Annotated in this window: 10 protein-coding genes and 1 pseudogene; 4 read left to right on the forward strand and 7 right to left on the reverse strand. The window is 70.5% G+C overall.

Annotated features, from left to right (window positions below):
- Positions 1–68 precede the first annotated feature (68 nt).
- Positions 69–1,958, forward strand: a complete 1,890-nt coding sequence (locus CWT12_RS07880; RefSeq protein WP_161924368.1) for an AMP-binding protein — start codon at positions 69–71, stop codon at positions 1,956–1,958.
- Complete coding sequence (locus CWT12_RS07885) at positions 1,955–3,709, forward strand: AMP-binding protein (protein ID WP_161924369.1); 1,755 nt, start codon at positions 1,955–1,957, stop codon at positions 3,707–3,709. The genes CWT12_RS07880 and CWT12_RS07885 overlap by 4 nt, the downstream gene beginning before the upstream one ends.
- Positions 3,710–3,748: 39 nt before the next feature.
- Here the strand turns inward: CWT12_RS07885 and dapA are convergent, their stop codons facing one another.
- The gene (gene dapA, locus CWT12_RS07890; protein ID WP_161924370.1) at positions 3,749–4,645 is read right to left on the reverse strand and encodes a 4-hydroxy-tetrahydrodipicolinate synthase; all 897 of its coding nucleotides are present in this window, start codon (positions 4,643–4,645) and stop codon (positions 3,749–3,751) included.
- Positions 4,646–4,791: 146 nt separating this feature from the next.
- Between dapA and CWT12_RS07895 the strand changes: the two genes are divergently transcribed.
- The gene (locus tag CWT12_RS07895; RefSeq protein WP_161924371.1) at positions 4,792–5,466 is read left to right on the forward strand and encodes a GNAT family N-acetyltransferase; all 675 of its coding nucleotides are present in this window, start codon (positions 4,792–4,794) and stop codon (positions 5,464–5,466) included.
- Positions 5,467–5,563: 97 nt separating this feature from the next.
- Here the strand turns inward: CWT12_RS07895 and dapB are convergent, their stop codons facing one another.
- The 6 genes from dapB to CWT12_RS07920 all read right to left on the reverse strand — a co-directional run bounded on the left by dapB (position 5,564) and on the right by CWT12_RS07920 (position 12,818).
- Positions 5,564–6,316, reverse strand: coding sequence for a 4-hydroxy-tetrahydrodipicolinate reductase (dapB, locus tag CWT12_RS07900; protein WP_161924372.1), 753 nt, complete (start codon positions 6,314–6,316; stop codon positions 5,564–5,566).
- A 40-nt stretch (positions 6,317–6,356) separates the two neighbouring features.
- Positions 6,357–7,118 (reverse strand): hypothetical protein, encoded by a 762-nt coding sequence (locus tag CWT12_RS07905; protein WP_161924373.1) that lies wholly within the window; start codon positions 7,116–7,118, stop codon positions 6,357–6,359.
- Positions 7,115–8,011 (reverse strand): ATP-binding cassette domain-containing protein, encoded by an 897-nt coding sequence (locus tag CWT12_RS07910; protein WP_272927746.1) that lies wholly within the window; start codon positions 8,009–8,011, stop codon positions 7,115–7,117. Before CWT12_RS07910 ends, CWT12_RS07905 begins: the two co-directional genes overlap by 4 nt.
- A gap of 102 nt (positions 8,012–8,113) precedes the next feature.
- A complete protein-coding gene (locus tag CWT12_RS13445; protein ID WP_162678568.1) occupies positions 8,114–8,275 on the reverse strand; it encodes a hypothetical protein in 162 nt (53 codons plus the stop codon).
- 632 nt (positions 8,276–8,907) lie between these two features.
- The gene (locus CWT12_RS07915; RefSeq protein ID WP_161924375.1) at positions 8,908–10,269 is read right to left on the reverse strand and encodes a M16 family metallopeptidase; all 1,362 of its coding nucleotides are present in this window, start codon (positions 10,267–10,269) and stop codon (positions 8,908–8,910) included.
- Positions 10,270–10,448: 179 nt separating this feature from the next.
- A complete protein-coding gene (locus CWT12_RS07920; RefSeq protein WP_161924376.1) occupies positions 10,449–12,818 on the reverse strand; it encodes a polyribonucleotide nucleotidyltransferase in 2,370 nt (789 codons plus the stop codon).
- 516 nt (positions 12,819–13,334) lie between these two features.
- On the opposite strand from CWT12_RS07920, the pseudogene fucO reads away from it, so the two are divergent.
- A pseudogene (gene fucO, locus CWT12_RS07925) lies at positions 13,335–14,485 on the forward strand (lactaldehyde reductase).
- The last annotated feature ends 92 nt before the right edge of the window (positions 14,486–14,577 follow it).

Here is a 14,577-nt window from a genome sequence, read left to right on the forward strand (position 1 = left end):
GTTGCGTAGGCTACGATCCTCGCCCGGTCGCCCGTCAGGCTCCGGCGGAATACTCGGGAAAGGCAACGATGAGCAGTTTCAACCAGGCCACTGACGCCGACCGCCAGTCCCGCACCCGGGGTGACTCCACCGATTACCAGCGCCCCCATTACGCCCCCGGCATCCCCAGCGTGATTGCGCCGGTAACCGAGCCGCTGTCCCGCATGCTCGACGACGCTACCCGCCGCTTCCCGGACCGGGTCGCCCTGGACTTCATGGGGCAGGCGACCACCTACCGGCAGCTGAGCGACCAGGTGGCAAGGGCAGCGGAGGCGCTGCGCCGCCTGGGCGTGGGCCGGGGCGACGTCGTCGGCGTGATCCTGCCCAACTGCCCCCAGCACGTCGTGATCGCCTACGCCGCCTGGCGGCTCGGGGCGATCGTGGCCGAGCACAATCCGCTGGCCCCCGCCGCGCAGATCCGCGAGCAGATCCAGATGCACCACGGCCGGGTGATCATCGCCTGGGAGAAGTCACTGGCGCGGATGGTGCAGGCCGTCGGCTCCCTGGACGCGGCAGGCATGGGCGGGGCGCGGGTGCTGTCCATGGACCTGTCCCGCGGGCTGCCGTGGACGAGCCGGCTGGCCCTGAGGCTTCCGGTGGCGGCCGCCCGCTCCCAGCGCAGCGAGCTGCGCGGCAAGGTGCCGGCCGGGGTGACCTCCTGGGACGACCTGGTCGCCACTACCCCGCCGCTGCCCTCGGGCCACCCGCTACCGGGCGTGGGCGACGTGGCCGTGCTGCTGTACACCGGCGGCACCACCGGCACCCCGAAGGCGGTCCAGTTGACTCATGCCAACGCCCGCGCCAACGCGGAGATGAGTCTGGCGTGGGCCTCCCAGACCTGCGAGGTCGGCCAGGAGACCTTCTACGCGGTGCTGCCCTTCTTCCACGCCTTCGGCTTGAGCCTGTCGCTGCTGTGCGCCGTCGGGCTGGCCGCCACACAGGTGGTGCTGCCCAAGTTCGGGGCCGACATGGTGCTGGCCGCCTGGAAGCGGCGCCCCGCCACCTTCTTCCCGGGGGTGCCGGTCATGTTCGACCGGATCGTCACCCGCGCGCAGGAGGTCGGCGCGGACCTGTCCAGCTGCAAGATCGCCGTCTGCGGAGCGGCACCCACCCCCAAGGCGGTGGCCGACGCCTGGGAGGAGGCCACCGGCGGTGCCATCATTGAGGGCTACGGCATGACGGAGACGGCACCCATCATCCTGGGCAACCCGATCTCCCCCGAGCGGCGCCCAGGTGCGCTGGGCGTGCCCTACCCGTCCACCGACGTGCGGGTGGTCGACCCCGACCACCCCGAGGTGGAGGTGGAGCCGGGCCAGGTCGGCGAGCTGGTGGTGCACGGCCCGCAGGTGTTCGCCGGCTATTGGGAGAACCCGGAGGAGACGGACGCCGTCATGCTGCCGGGCGGTTGGCTGCGCACCGGGGATCTGGTGCGCCAGGAGGAGGACGGCTTCTACGTGATGGCCGACCGACGCAAGGAACTGATCATCTCCGGCGGTTTCAACATCTACCCCAGCGAGGTGGAGGCGGCGGTGCGCTCCATGCCGCAGGTGGAGGAGGTCGCCGTCGTCGGGCTGCCGGCGGAGGCCGGTAACGAGTCCGTGGTGGCCGCCATTCTGCCCAAGGATGGGCAGACGGTCACGCTCGACCAGGTGCGCGCCTGGGCGGAGAAGACCCTGTCCCACTACGCGTTGCCCCGGCAGGTGGCGATCCTGACGGAGATGCCGCGCTCCCAGATCGGCAAGGTGCTGCGCCGGGTGGTGCGCGAGGAGCTGCTGGCGGCCCGGGAGGCAGCCGCGGGCGCGGCGGCGACGGCGGCCGCCGCCTCCCAGTCCGCCGCCACCGCCCTGGTGGAGCGCCTGGGTGAGGTCGGCCGCGGTGAGCCCGGGCAGGCCGCCGGCGCCGGGGAGCAGGCCCGGTGAGCGGTGAGGAGGACGCCGATCGGTACCGGCGCCCCCACTATCAGCCGAATATCCCAGCCGTCATTGACGTCCCGGAGGGACCCCTGGGAGAGCTGCTGTGCACCGCGGCCGAGTTCTACGGGGACCGGGTCGCACTGGACTTCATGGGGGCGACCCTGACCTACCGTGAGCTGCTGGAGGCCTCCGAGCGCGCCGCGGGCCTGCTGCGGCGGGCGGGCGTCCGGGCCGGGGACCGGGTTGCTCTGCTCATGCCGAACTGTCCGCAGCACGTGGTGGCGATCTACGGGGCGCTGCGCCTAGGGGCGATCGTCGCCGAGCACAACCCGCTCGCCCCCGCGCAGGAGATCCGCGCCCAGCTCGCCCACCACGGCGCGCGGGTGGTGATCGCCTGGGAGAAGGGCGTTGAGCTGGTGCTGAATCCGGCGTCGAGAGCCGGCGGCACGGATGAGGAGGCCGACCCGCTGGACGGGCGCACGGTGTTCAGCGTGGACCTATCCTCCGCCATGCCGGCCCGGTTGCGCGCCGCCCTGCGCCTGCCCGTGGCCAAGGCGCGTCGCACCCGCGCCTCCATGCGGGCCGAATCGCTACCCGCGGGCGTGCGCTCCTGGGACCGGGAGGTGGCGCGAGCCGAGCGGCTGGAGGCCTCCTGGCCGCATCCGGGCGGGGATGACCTGGCGGTGCTGCTGCACACGGGCGGCACCACCGGCATGCCCAAGGCGGCCATGCTCACGCACAAGAATCTGCGTACCAACGCGAACCAGGCGATCGCCTGGGTGCCGATGCTGCATGAGGGCGGGGAGACCTTCCTGGCGCTGTTGCCCTTCTTCCACGCCTTCGGGCTGACCTTCAACGTGTTCTGCGCGGTGCAGAAGGCGGCCACGCAGGTGATGCTGCCGAAGTTCTCGGTCAGCCAGGTGCTGGAGGCCCACCAGCGCCGCCCCTTCACGTTCTTCGTGGGGGTACCGGTGATGTTCGAACGGATTCTGCGCGGCGCCCAGAGGAAGGGCGTGTCCCTGAAGACCCTGCGCTACGGCGTGTGCGGGGCGGCCCCGATGCCACCGGCCGTGGGCGCGGAGTGGGAGGCCGCCACCGGCGGCTACTTCGTGGAGGGCTACGGCATGACCGAGACCAGTCCGATCGTCTCGGGCACGCCCATGGGGCCCAGCCGCCGCCTGGGGGCGCTGGGCCTGCCCTTCGCCTCCACTGACGTGCGGGTGGTTGACCCGGACGCCCCGGACCCCGAGCGGGAGGTGCCCGACGGCGAGCCGGGCGAACTGCTGGTGCGCGGGCCGCAGGTCTTCGCCGGCTACTGGGACGACCCGGAGGCGACGGCGGCCGCCATGCTGCCCGGCGGCTGGCTGCGCACCGGGGACATGGTGCGCCGGGAGGACTCCTTCTTGTGGATGGCCGACCGACGGCGCGAGCTGATCCTCACCGGCGGCTTCAACGTCTACCCCTCCCAGGTGGAGGCGGCGATCCTCACCATGGCGGGCGTGGCGGACGTCGCCGTCGTCGGGCTGCCGGGCGGGGCGAATGGGGAGCTGGTGTGCGCCGCGGTCGTCCTGGAGCTGGGTACGCCGGAGCACGCGATCACCCTGGAGGCGGTACGCGCACACGCCGAGCGGGTGCTCCCCCACTACGCCCTGCCGCGTCACCTGGAGATCATCGAGGAGATGCCCCGCTCCCAGATCGGCAAGATCCTGCGCCGCGTGGTGCGCGAGCAGGTCATCGGCCGCGCCAGCGCCGCCTGAGCGCGGCGTGCGGGGCCGACAGCGCCCGAGTCGGCGAGTTCATAGCAGCCCGGCGGCGGCGAGGCTGTCACGCAGGGCGGCGACCTCGGCGGCGGTGGCGCGCACCAGGGGCAGGCGCACGGTGGCGCTGGGGATACGGCCCTGCAGGGCCAGCGCCTCCTTGGCCATCACCGCGCCCTGACCGCCGCCCATAATGGCCCGCACCACCGGACGCATGCGCTGGGCGACGGCGCGGGCACCGGGCAGGTCGCCGGCGTCGACCTCGCGGATCATCTCCCGCCAGGAGTGGGCGTCGGCGTGGGCGACCACGGAGACGACGCCGCTGGCGCCGTGGGTGAGCCAGGCGAAGTTCAGCCCGTCGTCGCCGGAGTAGTACTCCAGGCCGGTGGCTTCCATGCGCTCGAAGCCCTGCTCGACGTCGCCGGTGGCGTCCTTGACCGCCAGCACCCGCTCGTGCGCGGCCAGGCGGGCAAGGGTGTCGTCGGTGATCTTCACGCCGGTACGACCGGGGATGTCGTAGACCATGACCGGCAGGTCGGTGGCCTCAACCACCGCCATGATGTGCTGGTAGACGCCCTCCTGGCTGGGGCGGTTGTAGTAGGGGGCGTTGATGAGCAGGCCCTGAGCGCCGGCCTCCTGGGAGCCCACCCCGATGCGTACCGCATGCGCGGTGTCGTTGGAGCCGGCCCCGGCCACGAGCATGGCCCGCCCGGCGAGTGCGTCCTTCACCTCACGCAGCAGGGTCTGCTTCTCCGGCAGGTGGGTGGTGGGGGCCTCGCCCGTGGTGCCGGCCAGCAGGATCATGTCGGCGCCGTCGTCGACCAGGGAGACGGCCAGCTTCTGGGCGGCCTCGACGTCGATCTCCCCCTCCGGGGTGAAGGGGGTGACCATGGCTACGCCGACGGAGCCGAAGGAGCGGCTGGGGAGAGTGCTCATAGTGAGCAGCGTAACGGCATTGCCGCACGCATGTGGCGGGCGATCACAGGGTGGGCACGCCATTTGCGGGCAGCGGCCGATTGAGGACGTCCGGACCCGGGCGAGGCACGCACGGTGAAGTCGTGGGGACGCATAGGCTCGGTCGCATGAACGACTTCCTCCGCCACAGCGACGATGCCCACGGTACGCCGCCCGCTTCGCAGACACCCACCCCCGGGGACTTCGTGCGTGAGGCCACCGCCGCGGACCTGGACGCGATCGGGCGGGTGCACGCCGCCGCCATGCTGGCCTCCCTGCGCGCCGCCCACGTCGCCGCTCATGAGGTGCCGCTGCCGGCGGGAGTGGAGGCGATGGTGGCGGCGCCGGTAATCGCGGCCGGCTGGGAGCAGGCCGTGGTTAGCCCGCCGTCACCAGCGCACCGCGTGCTCGTGGCCGTGGGTGAGGGCGGCGAGGTCGTGGGCCTCATCGGCGTTGCCCCCTCCCCCGACGGCGCGGCTACGACGAATGCCGCGGGCGAGACGAGCCAAGCCGACGACGATGCGGCGGCAGACGCGGACGCCGCGAGCGGGCGGGGCATGGAGATCACCGCGCTCGGTGTGGCCCCGGAGCGGCAGCGCCGCGGGCACGGTTCCCGGCTGTTGGCCGCCGCCTCGGAGCAGGCGCGTGCCCAGGGGGCCGACGTGCTGCTGGTGTGGGCGGTGCGCGGGGATGAGTCCCTGGCCGGGTTCCTGCGCGGCGCCGGCCTGAAGCGCACCGAGTCGTTCCGTCGGCTGCCGGTCGGGCAGGGCGTCATCGAGGACTGCTGGGCGGCCGTGCTGTAACCGCGTCGGACGACCGGGCCAACCCGGCACGCGTCGTCGTTGGTGCGCGCAATTGCCCCGAGTCGACGCGTGGCCGCCCGGGCAGGCCCGGGCGTCGTCAGAGGTCCAGCAGCTGGTCCAGGCCGATGGTCAGGCCCTCGCGTGCGCCCACCTCGCGCACGGCGAGCACCACGCCCGGCATGAAGCTGGCGCGGTCGAAGGAGTCGGTGCGGATGGTCAGCTGCTCGCCGGGGTTGCCAAGCACGACCTCCTCGTGGGCGGTGAGTCCGCGCAGGCGCACGGCGTGTACGTGCACGCCGTCGACCACTGCGCCGCGGGCGCCGTCCGGGTCGGTTTCGGTGGCGTCGGGAACCGGCCCCCGTCCCGCCTCGGCGCGGGCGGCGGCGATACCGCGGGCGGTGGCGATGGCGGTGCCGGAGGGAGCGTCGACCTTGTTGGGGTGGTGCAGTTCGATGACCTCGGCGGACTCGAAGTAGCGGGCGGCCTTCGCGGCGAAGGACATGGTCAGCACCGCCGACAGGGCGAAGTTCGGGGCGATGATGACGCTGCGGCCGGCCGCCTCCGGGCGGGCCAGGTGCTCGCGCACGCGCCCGTAGGCCTCGTCCGTCCAGCCGGTGGTGCCCACCACCACGTCCACGCCGGCGTCGATGAGGGCGTGGACGTTGTCCTCAGTGACGGCCGGATGGGTGAAGTCGACGGCCACCTGGGCGCCGGCCAGGTTCGCGGCGGTGAGCTCATCGCCGATGTCGAGGCGGGCGACGAGCGCGAGCCCGTCGGCGTCCTCGACGGCCTGGCAGACGGTGGACCCCATGCGCCCCGCGGCGCCGACTACGGCAACAGCAATACTCATGCGGGCACCCTAGCAGCCTGTCGCCGCGAGGCGGCCACATCTAGAAGTCGCCTCTGGTCAGTCTGCGGTGTCCCCACAGGAACAGGGGCAGACACCAGGCCACGGCCAGCAGCATCGTGGCCACTGGCTGCTCCAGCCACGAGGAGGCAGGCAACGCGGCTACACCCTGCAGCCTGGCAATGACCGCGTTGGGCATTACCACGTGCACCCAGTCGGGAAGCAGGACCGTCCAGGAACCCAGCGTTAGCAGTGCCGGAACCAGCATGGCCAGTATCTGGGCCGCCCCCACACCCAGTGCCAGAGTCATAACAGCAGTAGCTACCGAGCGCGTCCCCATCGCCACCAGGGCACCTGCAGCCGCGACTAAGGCCAGCACCAGCGCCGCGCGAACCACGGTTTCCAGACAAGCAGCCAGGTCGAACGGAACACCGCGGTAGTCCACGTAGGGCCTGGTCGTCAGAACGAGCCCCAGCATGAGCGCCAGCGCGGGAAGGGCCGTAACCACCGCGGCGCTGACCAGCTGCGCCCAGAACAGCCTGGAACGCCTGCCTACCGCCACCACTGTGGACATAATGGCACCGGAGGAGTACTCAGCACCAGCGGTCACCGCACCCGCCAGTCCGGCTGGCAGTGACGCGGCCTGAACCCCAGGGACTCCGACCACGGCGGAGAAGAAGACGACAAGGCAGAGCTCGAGGGCGATCAGGACCTGCACCGAACGCGTCCTCGCCGCCTTGCCGAACTCGCTGACCAGGACCCGGCGCCAGGTCACCTCCTGCTGTGCAGCGCGATCACCGGTCATGGTTCCTGCTCTCCTTCCAGCACGTGAAAGAACCAGCCCTCAAGGGATCGTTTCGCTTCGCGCATCTCAGTGAAGAGGACCCCCTCGTCGAAGAAGGCCCTCTGCACCTCCTCGATACCCGCGTCTATGAGTACCCCACCCTCGCTGTCACCTGGTCGTTCCGCGGCTTCCACCTGCCAGTTCCGCGAGTGTGCCAGGGCGACAACCTGGGCGGGATCATCGGCGCGAACGATGACTCCGCCGGGGCGCCGCACCTGGTCAACGGGAGCCTGGGCCAGCACCCTGCCCTCCTTGAGAACGACGACGCGATCCGCAATGTCCTCGACCTCTCCGAGCAGGTGGGAGGAGACCAGTACAGCCCTGCCCTCATCGGCCAGCCTTCGCAGCAGGGAGCGCAGCCACCGAACCCCCTCAGGGTCAAGACCGTTGAAGGGCTCGTCCAGGACCACGTTCTGCGGCTGGCCCAGCATCGCCGCCGCCAACGACAGGCGCTGGCGCATCCCCAGAGAAAAAGTCCTGACCTTGCGGTCCCCTACCGCCGCTATGCCTGTCTCTTCCAGGCACTGGCGCACGCGGACCTCCGGAATGCCGCTGGTGCGGGCAATACCCATGAGGCACTGGAACCCTGTTCGGGAGCCCACCCAGTGGTCTGCTCCCAGAACCAGCCCCAGGCGTCCCAGCGGGTATGGCGACCTCCCCGGTGCGGCGCCGTCAACCCGGACCTCGCCTCCATCAGGACGCACAAGCCCGCCGATCGCCTTCAGCGCCGTCGTCTTGCCAGCACCGTTCGCGCCGACTAGGCACGCGACGAGTCCGTTAGGCACCTCAAAAGAGGCAGAAGACAGCCCACGTACACCGCCGTAATCCTTACTCACCTCACTCAGCGAGATCATTGCGCGCCCTCACCTCCTCGTGGCATCGACGGCTGAGCCATCAACACAAGCACACCCTCGTAAGTTTACCACCCGCGAGCTCATAAACGGCATCAGCGCTCCTCAACGTAGAATCGCGATGTGTGGCACAGATAACCGGCGACCGGCTTTGCCGACACCCTGGGCGTCCACAAAGTCCTGCAACCCGGCCTGAAGCAACCGACGGAACACATCATCCTGAGCCAGGTCAGGGTCGGCCAGCACTTCCGCGATCAGCATGGACACGGCAGACTTGCTTGTTGGGCATCCTGGGTGAACCTTCCTAGTGAGTCTTGGTCGAGAATCTGGGCTCCCACGATGCCCCCTACCAGAGGGAACCCCTCGCGGGAATTGCCACCACACTGCGAGACCTACCCTTAGCGTTTGTGCCACCCCTCATATTCAAGGAAGCCTCCATGTCGCAGCTCGGCCATGACTCGTCATCCAGCGCATTCCAGGATCGGTCGCGCACGGGTCGGCAGATCGCACGCAGGCCGAGCGCCGTGTCATCGCTGTCTTTCGCCGCCGTCGCCGCCGTGTGTGCAGTTCTCATCCACCTGAACTGGGAGACCCCGCAGCGAGCACTCGCGATCGCCGTCGCAGTCTCCGCGACATGCACGGTACTGGCAGCCGTCACGGACCTTCGGATGCTGCGGATAATCGCCGCCGTGGCGCTCGGGGTCATGGCCACGATTGCCCTCACTCATCCCGCGGGTGCGTTAGGAGCGTGGGTCATCGGCGCGGTCCTCTGCTTCGTATTCGCCGTGCTTCGGCCCCATCGGTTTCGGATGAGGCAGCCGCAAGGTTAAAACCAGATGCTCGCCGTATCCTCACTCGCCGCGATCACGGTTGAGGTGAGGGCGTCGGCTGAATCTGTTTCAGGCACCCGGTCCGACCACTACGCGGCAGCGCTCCTGGGCGGCGAGCTGGGCGGCCAGTGCGCGCACGTCGTCGGCCGTGACCGCGTCCAGGCGCCGCAGGTTCTCCTCCATGGAGCGCAGGCGGCCGGTGACGACCTCGGCGCGGCCCAGCCGCCCCATGCGGGCCAGAGAGTCCTCTCCCCCGAGCACCATGGAGCCACGGATCTGCCCGCGGGCGCGCTCCAGCTCGCGCTCGGTTACGCCGTCGGCGGCCAGCGACTCGAACTCGCCGGCCATGACGGTCAGCACCTCATCGACGTCGCCCGGGGCGCAGCCGGCGTATAGACCGAAGGCGCCGGCTCCCGCGTAGGGCGTGTCGAATGCGTAGGTGGAGTACGCCAGGCCGCGCTTCTCGCGGATCTCCTGGAACAGGCGCGAGGACATGCCGCCGCCGAGGATGGTGGTGAGCACACTCATGGTCCAGCGGCGCTCGTCCAGCGCCGGAATGCCCTGGCAGGCAAGGTATACGTGGGACTGCTCGGCGTCGCGCTCCAACGTGATGTCGTGAACCGTCAGCTCTGCCGCGGGTTCCGTTTCGAAGCGGCGCGGGCGCGGGGCGACGACGCCGGTGGTGTCCCAGCCGGCGGCGGCCAGGTCGGCCGCGACCCGCTCGCAAATCTCGTCGTGGTCTACGGCGCCGGCGGCGGCGACCACGAGCGTGTCGGAGGCGTAGGTGCGCTGGTAGTGCTCCCAGACGGCGTCGCGGGGCACCGCCGACACGGTCGCGTAGGTGCCGCCGATGGGGCGCCCCAGCGGGGTGTCATCACCGAAGGTGGCGCGAGCGAAGGCCTCCTGGGCGATCTCGGCGGGGTCGTCGGCGGCGTCGGCCAGCTCAGAGACGATCACACCCCGCTCGGTCTCCACCTCTCCCGGGTCCAGGCGAGAGGAGGTGACCATGTCGGCGAGCACGTCCAGGGCGGTCAGGTCGTCCGGTCCCAGGACGCGGGCGTAGTAGGAGGTGTGCTCCTTGGCGGTGGCGGCGTTGGACTCGCCGCCGATCATGTCGAAGGCCTCGGCGATGTCGTGGGCGCTGCGCGTTGCGGTGCCCTTGAACAGCAGGTGCTCCAGGAAGTGGGTGGATCCCTCCTGACCGGTGCACTCATCGCGGCTGCCGACGCCGAACCACATGCCCAGCGAGGCCGAGCGCAGCGCCGGAACGTGCTCGGTGATCACGCGCACGCCTCCGGGGAGGATGGAGCGACGGATGGTGGCGCCGTCGTCGACGAGGCGGAGTTCGGTGCCGGGGGCGCCGGCGGGTGCGCGGTCGAGTGCGGCTTCGCCGAAGCTGGTTTCGGGGCCGGTCGGGGCGGGAGTGGTCACCGCACGAGCCTAAACGACTGGCCTCGATGCGTCATTTCCACCGGTTTCGACGCGTTACGAGTGCCGGTCTCGGCGTGTTACGAGTGCCGGTCTCGGTGAGAGGAGAGGGCCGGGCTCCGGTTGATCGTCGTGATCGCGCGGAGCCCGGCCCTCGGTTGTTACCGGGTCAACCGGATTGGTCACTCCTCCTCGGAGGACTCCACGGTGCGCATGCGGCGGCGGCGCGGGCGACGCTCACGGCGCTCGCCGTCCTCGTCGGTGCGCTCACGGCGGCGGCGCGGGCGGCGCTCACCGTCACCCTCACCGCGCTCGGCGCGGTGCGCCCTCGCCTCGTCCTCGGCGGCCTGCTGCTCCTCGTTGAGGACGGCGTGCAGGCTGAGCTTGCCGCGCTGGTCGATCTCGGCCAGCTCGACCTCGACCTTGTCGCCCACACCCAGCACGTCCTCCACGTTCTCCACGCGCTTACCGCCGACCAGCCGGCGGATCTGGGAGACGTGCAGCAGGCCGTCCTTGCCGGGGGTCAGCGACACGAAGGCGCCGAAGGTGGTGGTCTTGACCACGGTGCCGACGAAGCGCTCGCCGATCTCCGGCATCTGCGGGTTGGCGATGGCGTTGACGGCGTCACGGGCTGCCTCGGCCGACGGGCCGTCGGAGGCACCGATGTAGACCGTGCCGTCGTCCTCGACCGTCAGCTCGGCGCCGGTGTCCTCCTGGATCTGGTTGATCATCTTGCCCTTGGGGCCGATGACCTCACCGATCTTGTCCACGGGGATGTGCACGCTCAGCACGCGCGGGGCGGTCGGGGCCATCTCGTCGGGAGAGTCGATCGCCTGGGCGAGCACGTCCAGGATGAACAGGCGGGCGTCGCGGGCCTGGGCGAGGGCGCCGGCCAGCACGTCTGAGGGCAGACCGTCCAGCTTGGTGTCCAGCTGCAGGGCGGTGATGAAGTCACGGGTACCGGCGACCTTGAAGTCCATGTCGCCGAAGGCGTCCTCGCTGCCGAGGATGTCGGTGAGCGTGGCCCACTTGGTCTCGCCGTCGATCTCCTCGTGCATCAGGCCCATGGCGATGCCGGCCACCGGGGCGCGCAGCGGCACGCCGGCGTTGAGCAGCGACAGGGTGGAGGCGCACACCGAGCCCATGGAGGTCGACCCGTTGGAGCCGAGCGCCTCGGAGACCTGGCGGATGGCGTAGGGGAACTCGTCGCGGCTGGGCAGCACCGGCACCAGGGCGCGCTCGGCCAGGGCGCCGTGGCCGATCTCGCGGCGCTTGGGGGCGCCGACGCGGCCGGTCTCACCGGTGGAGAAGGGCGGGAAGACGTACTGGTGCATGTAGCGCTTGTGCTTGATCGGCGAAAGATCATCAACCTGCTGCTCCATGCGCAGCATGTTCAGGGTAGTAACGCCCATGATCTGGGTTTCGCCGCGCTCGAAGATGGCCGAGCCGTGCACGCGGGGCAGCACCTCGACCTCGGCGGCCAGGGTGCGGATGTCCTTCAGGCCGCGGCCGTCCATGCGCACGCCCTCGGTGAGGGTGCGGTGACGCACGAGCTTCTTGGTCACGGAGCGGAAGGCCGCCTTGAGGGCCTTGGCGTCCTCCTCGGCCGGGTAGGCCTCGGCCAGGTCGGCGAGCACCGCGTCGCGCACGGCGTCGGTGGCCTCGTCGCGGGCCTGCTTGCCCTCGGTGGCGATGGCGGCGGCCAGGTCGTGGGCCTCGGCGGCCTTCTCGACGGCGTCGTACTGCTCGTCGGTGTAGTCCAGGTAGAGCGGGAAGTCGGCGGTGGGCTTGGAGGCGTGCTTGGCGACCTCCAGCTGCGCCTCGCACAGAACCTTGATGTGCGGCTTGGCGGCCTCCAGGGCCTCGGCGACGACGGCTTCGGTGGGGGCGGTGGCGCCGGCGGCGATTAGGTCCCAGGCGTTCTCGGTGGCGCCGGCCTCGACCATCATGATGGCGACATCGCCGTCCTCCAGCACGCGTCCGGCCACCACCATGTTGAAGGTGGCGCGCTCGAGCTCGGAGTAGCGGGGGAAGGCCACCCAGTGCCCGTCGATAAGGGCCAGGCGGGTGCCGGCGACGGGGCCGGCGAAGGGCAGGCCCGCGATCTGGGTGGACATGGAGGCCGCGTTGATGGCCAGGACGTCGTAGGCGTCGTCGGGGTGGATGGACAGGACGGTCTCAACCACCTGCACCTCGTTGCGCAGGCCCTTGACGAAGGAGGGGCGCAGCGGGCGGTCGATCAGGCGGCAGGCGAGGATGGCGGAGGTGCCGGCGCGGCCCTCCCGGCGGAAGAAGGAGCCGGGGATGCGGCCGGCGGCGTACTGGCGCTCCTCCACGTCAACAGTGAGCGGGAAGAAGTCGAACTGATCCTTGGGGTGCTTGCCGACGGTGGTGGCCGACAGGACGGTGGTCTCCCCGTCCAGGTAGGCCATGGCGCTGCCGGCGGCCTGCTTGGCCAGGCGCCCGGTCTCGAAGCGGACCACGCGCTTGCCGAAGGGGCCGTTGTCGATCACGGCCTCGGCGGCCGTGACCTCGGGGTCGTCAAGGAACATATTTAGCGTGTCTCTTTCTATGTCGATCGTCAGGCCGGCCGTGGCCTTCGATCGAGGCCCACGGAGCTGCGCACGCGCTGGTCCGGAGGCCACCACCGAAAACCGACGGGCCGTGCCGTCCGGTTACCGGGTCTGTCCCGGCCACCGGGTCCACTCCCCTGTAGCTGCCATCCCGGGCCGACGACGCCGCTGCAGGCGCGTCCGCATCCGGTAGCGCGGGCTGTTCCCGGAGCCGATCCGGGAGGGCGTGTTCAGCAGGGCACCTGTCGGCACCCGGGAAACGCACTGCCACTGCCACTAGCTTGAGGATGAACGGCTTGATCCTACCGTGGCGCCCGCGAGCGCGGGGGTCACGGAACGACCGGGAGACGTGAAATAGGACGCGCCCACCGGCTCGGGACCTTCGGGCCTTCCGCATGAGAACAACCTCATGAAATCGTTTCAAGCACGGGGTTGGCCCACGGCGGACCACCCACAGAACTCGCCATGCCAAGCTGCACCAAGGGAGCGCACTCAATGACCTACCGCATGATCTTCAACCAGACCGGCTACTTCGGACGCGGCGCCATCGCCAACATCCCCACCGAGATCACGGCCCGCGGCCTGAGCAAGGCGTTCATCGTCACCGACCCGGTCCTGGCGGACAACGGCACCGCCGCACGCATCACCGACCTGCTCGACAGCGCCGGCATCGCCTGGGAGATCTTCTCCGACGTCGTACCCAACCCGCCGGTAGAGAAGGTGCAGGCCGGCCTGGCCGCCTTCCGCAACTCGGGCGCCGACATCCTCATCGGCCTGGGTGGCGGCAGCCCGCAGGACACCTGCAAGGCGATCTCGGTGATCGCCACCAACCCCGAGTTCGAGGACGTGCTCAGCCTGGAGGGGGCCTCCCCACGAAGAACCCGGGCACCCCCATCATCGGCGTGCCCACCACCGCGGGCACCGCCTCGGAGACCACCATCAACTACGTCATCACCGACACCGCCAACCAGCGCAAGTTCGTGTGCGTGGACCCGCACGACATCCCGGTGATCGCCGTGGTGGACCCCGACCTGATGGACGGCATGCCGCGGGGGCTGAAGGTCGCCACCGGCCTGGACGCGCTCACCCACGCCATCGAGGGGTACATCACCCCCGGCGCCTGGGAGCTGTCCGACGCCCTGTGCCTGCGCTCCATCCAGATGATCGCCAAGAACCTGCGTAAGGCGGCCGAGGGCGACGCCGACGCCGTGGAGCAGATGGGACTGGCCGCCTACATCAACGGCATGGCCTACTCCAACGTGGGCCTGGGCCTGGTGCACGGCATGGCGCACCCGCTGGGCGGGCGCTACAACGCCCCGCACGGGGTGGCCAACGGCATCCTGCTGGCTCCGATCATGGCCTTCAATGCCGAGTACACCGGTGAGAAGTACCGCGACATCGCCGAGGCCTTCGGGGTGGCCGACGCCCAGGCCATGCCGCTGGACCAGGCGCGCCAGGCCGCCGTCGACGCCGTCGCCCAGCTGACCCGCGACCTGGGCAACCCCACGCGCATCAGCGAGGTGGGCGTGGATGAGTCCGGGATCGCCGCACTGACCGAGGACGCCTTCGCCGACGTGTGCACGCCGGGCAACCCCCGCCCGGCCACCCGGGAGGACATTGAGGCGCTGTACCGCTCGCTGCTGTGATCTGCCCCGGCGCGCCGATGCCGCCTGGTGGACGTCGGCGCGCCCCGCGGCAGTGGGTAGTGCCGAACCGTCGGGAAAATGTGCGAGCCGTC

It is taken from the genome of Actinomyces sp. 432, from assembly GCF_009930875.1.
GTDB lineage: Bacteria > Actinomycetota > Actinomycetes > Actinomycetales > Actinomycetaceae > Actinomyces.

Bases quoted from the DNA above. Each gene is read 5' to 3' on its own strand.
- CWT12_RS07920 (WP_161924376.1), bottom strand. From the start codon at position 12,818: ATGTTCCTTGACGACCCCGAGGTCACGGCCGCCGAGGCCGTGATCGAC.
- CWT12_RS07880 (WP_161924368.1), top strand. From the start codon at position 69: ATGAGCAGTTTCAACCAGGCCACTGACGCCGACCGCCAGTCCCGCACC.
- CWT12_RS07910 (WP_272927746.1), bottom strand. From the start codon at position 8,011: ATGATCTCGCTGAGTGAGGTGAGTAAGGATTACGGCGGTGTACGTGGG.
- dapB (WP_161924372.1), bottom strand. From the start codon at position 6,316: ATGAGTATTGCTGTTGCCGTAGTCGGCGCCGCGGGGCGCATGGGGTCC.
- dapA (WP_161924370.1), bottom strand. From the start codon at position 4,645: ATGAGCACTCTCCCCAGCCGCTCCTTCGGCTCCGTCGGCGTAGCCATG.
- CWT12_RS07905 (WP_161924373.1), bottom strand. From the start codon at position 7,118: ATGACCGGTGATCGCGCTGCACAGCAGGAGGTGACCTGGCGCCGGGTC.
- CWT12_RS07895 (WP_161924371.1), top strand. From the start codon at position 4,792: ATGAACGACTTCCTCCGCCACAGCGACGATGCCCACGGTACGCCGCCC.